This window comes from Methylocucumis oryzae (assembly GCF_000963695.1).
GTDB classification, from domain to species: Bacteria; Pseudomonadota; Gammaproteobacteria; order Methylococcales; family Methylomonadaceae; genus Methylovulum; species Methylovulum oryzae.
The window spans coordinates 1-5,425 of record NZ_LAJX01000353.1 but is presented as its reverse complement, the minus strand read 5'-3'; the positions used below and the strand labels follow the sequence as shown (position 1 = coordinate 5,425).

Below are 5,425 nucleotides of genomic sequence, written 5' to 3'. Positions count from 1 at the left end.
TTATTATTATCCTTGAATCCAATCGTACTGCCCTTTAGCAGAATTTTTCTGCCGAGCCGCGGCCAGCGACGCACCCCTATGCTTTAACCACCTTGCTATTGGCTTGTCGATATTTCCCGCGTGTATCAACAATCAGTTGAGAATGACGCAAAATTAACTCGTAATCGAAATCGCTGTGATCAGTCAGCAAAACAACGGCATCAAAAGATGCGATGCTTTCAGCTGTAAGAGTTTCGGACACGAGGTCGAAATGATGCTCCCGCATCTTGGGAAATTCAGGAACATTGGGGTCAGAATAAGCGACAATAGCGCCACGATCTCGTAGATGTTCCATAACAAAAGACCGACGGAGATTCCCGCATATCATCGACATCGCGTTTGTATGCGATGCCAAGTGCCAAAATGCGGCTGCCCTTCAATGATTTTTGTCGTTCATTCAATGCATCTGCAACTTTACCGACCACCCATTCAGGCATGTCGCGATTAATTTCACCGGCAAGTTCGATGAAATGGGTTGATAATCCGAACTCTCGTGCTTTCCACGTCAGGTAGAACGGGTCAATCGGAATGCAGTGACCACCCAGACCAGGTCCTGGATAATAAGGTGTAAAGCCGAATGGCTTTGTGGCTGCCGCATCAATCACTTCATAAATGTCGATCCCCATACGGTCTGCAATCAGCTTCATTTCGTTCGCGAGCCCGATATTCACCGAGCGATGGATATTCTCCAAAAGCTTGGTTAGTTCAGCAGCACGCGTAGACGAAACCGGAACCACGCGATCGATAACGCTGGCATAAAGAGCCTCACCAGCAAGCAGACAGTTGGCGGTTTCACCTCCGACCACTTTTAGGAATAGTGCGTGTGGTGAAGTTAGGATTGCCGGGATCCTCACGTTCAGGAGAGTAAACTAGAAAAAAAAGTCGGAACCGATTTCAAAACCCCGTCGAGTGATGAATGGGCTTAGAACCTCCGCAGTTGTACCTGGCCAAGTCGTGCTTTCAAGCGACAAAAGTTGGCCAGCACGCAAATGAGGCTCCACCGAGTGCATGGTGTCGACAATGAACGTCAGATCGGGCTCGCGGTGTCGGCTCAACGGCGTCGGAACGCAAATGATGATGGCATCGACTTCCGGTATTCGCGTGAAATCGGCGGTCGCTTCGAAGCCCCCCGCACACATCGATTGGATATCGGACGCTGCAATGTGCCTAATAGGCGTCTCGCCCCTATTCAGTGATTCAACGCGTTCCAGATCGATATCAAAACCGAGAACCTGTAAACCAACTTCTTGGAAGCGGAGCGCAAGGGGGATCCCTACATAGCCAAGACCGATAATCCCTATGCGGGCACCACACTTCGCAACTTTTTCAACGAAGCTCGCCAAAATATGATTGTCAGTTGTCATTATTTTTCCGTTGTTCAAATTAGATTTAGTCTGTCGTGGCCGCGATCACTGCCGCGCAAATCTGTTCAATTTCGCTTTGCTGCAGATAGGGATGCATTGGAAGGCTGAGCACTTGCTGCGAAAGCTGTTCTGCGATTGGGAGTGAGCCTTCGCCATCACCGAATGGCAGGTATGCCGGCTGCAAATGCATAGGGCGGGGATAATAGACATTGGAAGGTATCCCGGCTTCTTTAAGGCGCGCCTGCACCGCATCGCGATTGCTAACCTTAATTGTATACTGAGCCCAAGCAAAACGATCTGCGCCGTTCGGCATTAATGGCGTGTACATGACCGGACAGCAACTCTGAATAAGTTTGCGCCACATCATGACGTTTTTCGATCTCATCAGCGAATATCGCAAGCTTGGGCAACAAGATCGCGGCTTGTAAAGTATCTAGGCGACTGTTTACGCCGACCCGCACAACATCATATTTCTCTTTGCCTTTGCCATGGAGGCAGATTGAACGGATTGTTTCCGCCCATTCATCATTATCCGTGAACACAGCACCGCCATCTCCATAGCATCCCAATGGCTTTGCAGGAAAAAAGCTTGTCGTTGTGATGTCAGCCAAGTTGGAACCAACGCGCTTTTCATCAAAGCTTGCACCGAAACCCTGCGCAGCATCCGAAATAAAGGCGAGACCATGACGATCCGCCAATTTTCGTGCCTCATAATAGTCTACAGGTTGGCCAAAGAGATCGACGGTCAACAACGCGGCCGGACGCAATTCACCGACTGTGCGCACTTTCTGGATGGCATTTTCCGCGCTGGCAAAGTCTATGTTGAATGTTGTCGGGTCGGTATCGACGAAGATCGGACATGCACCTAGCAAGAGAATAACTTCTGCGGTCGCTGTATAGGTAAAGCTTGGAACGAATACGGCATCGCCTGGACCGATGCCCAACGCCATCATTGCAAGCTGTAAGGCATCGGTTCCATTTGCACATGTAACCACCCGCTTTGCACCGCAAAACTCTGCAAGCTTCTGCTCGAGTTCCTGAACTTCGGGTCCCTGTATAAAAGCCTGCTTTTCGAGAACGGCGTCAATTCGCGCGCCGATTTTCATTGCGTAGCAGCTGATACTGCGATTTTAAGTCAATGAATTGCACAATATCTCTCGTTATCTAATGGATTTAAGGTGATGAAGAAATCTCTCGTGAGGGATCGCAAAATTTCCGCTTACGACCGCATTTTCCTGAACATCTTGTGTAACCACAGCCCCAATGCTGATTTTTGCGCCACGCCCTATTTGGAGACCATTTTTGATAACACATGAGGGTCCCAAATAGGCTGCATCGCCGACGATTGTACGCCCCAATATGTTTACTAATGCACATATCTGCACGCGATTTCCGATTTGTACGTCGTGGGCAATGTAAACAAGGTTATCGGCAACAACTTCCTCGCCGATCAATGTATCGCCGCCAAAAAGAGCTCGCGCTACGCAGACATTACTCAAAAGTTCTACAAAGGGCTTCAGGCGCACTCCACCAACCTGTGGTATTATGCGCTGGCGCCCAGCAATAATGCCCGTGTTGAAGCCAGGCACGCCCAAGCTAACGCCGGGATGTAAAACACAATCACCGTCAATTTTTACGCCAGCGGCGATGTTTACATTGGCTCCAATCCAAACCCGAGGCCCAATCTTCACGCCATGATCCGCAATTGAAGCCGCCGGGTGTATTACCGCCGTCGGGTCGATGTCGTTGGCCTGTGCTCGGAGTATCTGTTGGTGTCGCGCCGCAAGGGCTGCGTGGACTTCAGAATGGGCTGCATCGGGGTGTTCGGCGATCGCTAGTGCGAAACGCTTGTCAACGAGGTCTGCGATGTCCGCCGTTGTAATAACTGCTAAGACATTGACGTTTTGGTTCACTTCATCGACGAATTTAGCAGAACGAAGGGGGACGCATAATCCCTCGATGGGGGTCGATAACTTTCCCGTGCATTGGAATGGTCCATCCCGAAGCACGTGCATCCCCGCTAGCCCATCATAATCGGACAGCCTGAACATCAAAGGCCTGCTGCTGCCGAGGCGCGATGAAGCAATCGTAAAACAGGTATAGCCTCTGCCGGCCCTGTCGGAACGGCTGTGCCAGATTTAATACAAGACAAGAATGCTGACATTTCTTGTTGAAGTGGCTCAAGTGGTGGCCACTCGACGGGCTCGCCAGGCCCCTTCACGAATGAGGGACCATTATCGCCGTGCGCAACATAATCTCTGTAAATGACCAACTTGCGGTCTCTTTCTGAGTGCGTATCCTCGAACACAACCGCTCCCTTGGTGCCCAACACCGTCAATTTGTGTTCTTTAAAGGGGGACAACCAAGAAACATTGACTTGCGCCGTTAGTTGTTCCGAGAATCGTAATTGGACTGAAAACTGATCCGGTATTTGCGGGTTAACAACGCGAACAGCTAGTGCCTCGACTGACACAGGTTCCGAACCAGCTATACCGAGCACCATGGAAAAGTCATGCGGTGCCATGCTCCACAGCGCGTTTTCCTCAGTCCGGATGGCGCCGGGGTTGAGGCGATTGGAGCTGATATGGCGGACTTCGCCGACTTCATCACTGGCGATTACCTGCTTCAACTTTTCGAAAGCAGGATGATATTGCAGCAAGTGTCCGACTACGAGCGGCAGGTTGGCCTCCTCTGCGATCATTTGTAGTTCAGATGCTTCGTCAAGATGTAATGCTAGCGGTTTTTCTACAAATACGGCTTTGCCATTTTCAAGCGCGCGCTTGGCGAGTGCGTAATGATCTATGGCGGGTGCTGCTATTGCAATACCGTCGATTGATGAAACGAACGCAGCGTTTATGTCGGCAGTTACTTCGGCCCTAAGGCCGCTCACATAACCTTCTATTTTGTCGGCAGCAGGATCTACAACCAGCCGGAGCGCTCCGAGTTCTGACAAAACTCGGGCAATATTTCTACCCCATCGACCGCAGCCGATAAGTGCAACTCGCGGTGTACTATTCACGTCTATCACACGGAAACTTTCAATCAATATGCTCTTTGCGGAGAATGCGGCAATAATTAACTTTCTGATACTGCGCCATATCCATAGCCGTAACCGTAGCCGTATCCATAGCCAGCCTGTTTATTCCGCAGTTTGGTCAGCACTACTCCGAGAATATGCGCATGCACCGATTGCAGGCGTCCCAATGAAGCCTTGATCCCGCGCACAGCGACGCCCTCTGCTTCAGCAACAAACACACAGCCCTCGACAGCGCGAGCAAGTAATGGGGCATCCGCCAAGCCAAGAATTGGTGGAGAGTCGATTACGATATGGTCAAAATGCTCAGTTAGCTGGCGCACCAGCATAAGCATACGGTCGCTACTTAATAGTTCGGCAGCACTAGGGGGCGTCGGACCAGCCGGCAGCAGGTGCAGTCCTTTGACGCCAGTATCTAAAATAAACTGCCGCCAGTCATTCTCGCCGGCGAGGAAATTGCTCAATCCCATCCGATTAGGCTGTCCTGTAAACTGATGCATCGAAGGCGATCGCATGTCCGCATCGAGCAACAGCACTTTTTTGCCTGTCCGTCCGAGAACCGTCGCGACAGCTAAGCTAGTTGTAACTCTTGCCTTCCGCTGGTCTTGTACTGGTAACCATAAGCGACCTTGGAATACCGTGGTCCGTCGAGAAGGCGAGGTTCGAGCGGATGCTGAGATAAGCCTCCGAAAGCGCCGATTTCGGGTCGCGAAGCATTTCCAGCGCATCTTGCTCTTCGGCATTTGGAACACTTCCAAGCAATGGTACTTGCAGCAGGCGATTAACCTGCGTCGGATCACGCAAACCTTCATCAATCTGGTCAAGAGCGAAAGTTGCGACTGCAGCCAAGCCTAGACCCGCTATGAGTGCCAAAGCGAGATTGAGTGGCAGATTGGGTGAAGAGGGTCCCTCCGGAACTTTAGCTGTATCTACAATGGCGATATTGTTTGCGCCGACGCCAGCCACACCGATTTCTTTATAACGCTGC

Annotated in this window: 7 protein-coding genes and 1 pseudogene; all 8 read right to left on the bottom strand. The window is 50.9% G+C overall.

The window, feature by feature from the left end:
* Window positions 1-76: 76 nt before the first annotated feature.
* Window positions 77-334: a UDP binding domain-containing protein gene (locus VZ94_RS31310; protein ID WP_275575358.1), complete on the bottom strand. Its 258-nt coding sequence runs from the start codon at window positions 332-334 to the stop codon at window positions 77-79.
* Window positions 291-845, bottom strand: coding sequence for a nucleotide sugar dehydrogenase (locus VZ94_RS31305; RefSeq protein ID WP_275575357.1), 555 nt, complete (start codon window positions 843-845; stop codon window positions 291-293). Before VZ94_RS31305 ends, VZ94_RS31310 begins: the two co-directional genes overlap by 44 nt.
* Window positions 846-908: 63 nt before the next feature.
* On the bottom strand, window positions 909-1,403 hold the full coding sequence (locus tag VZ94_RS31300; RefSeq protein ID WP_275575356.1) for an NAD(P)-binding domain-containing protein: 495 nt from the start codon (window positions 1,401-1,403) through the stop codon (window positions 909-911).
* 25 nt (window positions 1,404-1,428) lie between these two features.
* Window positions 1,429-2,509, bottom strand: a pseudogene (locus VZ94_RS21430) (DegT/DnrJ/EryC1/StrS family aminotransferase).
* A gap of 54 nt (window positions 2,510-2,563) precedes the next feature.
* Window positions 2,564-3,316 carry an LbetaH domain-containing protein gene (locus VZ94_RS24010; RefSeq protein WP_192828701.1) on the bottom strand — a complete coding sequence of 251 codons (753 nt, stop codon included), beginning with the start codon at window positions 3,314-3,316 and terminating at the stop codon, window positions 2,564-2,566.
* A gap of 137 nt (window positions 3,317-3,453) precedes the next feature.
* Window positions 3,454-4,422, bottom strand: coding sequence for a Gfo/Idh/MocA family protein (locus VZ94_RS21420; RefSeq protein ID WP_275575359.1), 969 nt, complete (start codon window positions 4,420-4,422; stop codon window positions 3,454-3,456).
* A 56-nt stretch (window positions 4,423-4,478) separates the two neighbouring features.
* Window positions 4,479-5,117 carry a CpsD/CapB family tyrosine-protein kinase gene (locus VZ94_RS24930; RefSeq protein WP_239650138.1) on the bottom strand — a complete coding sequence of 213 codons (639 nt, stop codon included), beginning with the start codon at window positions 5,115-5,117 and terminating at the stop codon, window positions 4,479-4,481.
* Window positions 5,014-5,425, bottom strand: a 412-nt coding sequence (locus VZ94_RS24000; RefSeq protein WP_275575355.1) for a GNVR domain-containing protein, incomplete at its 5' end; no start/stop codon positions are given. The genes VZ94_RS24000 and VZ94_RS24930, both read right to left, overlap by 104 nt.

Bases quoted from the DNA above. Each gene is read 5' to 3' on its own strand.
- VZ94_RS31310 (WP_275575358.1), bottom strand. From the start codon at position 334: ATGGAACATCTACGAGATCGTGGCGCTATTGTCGCTTATTCTGACCCC.
- VZ94_RS31300 (WP_275575356.1), bottom strand. From the start codon at position 1,403: ATGACAACTGACAATCATATTTTGGCGAGCTTCGTTGAAAAAGTTGCG.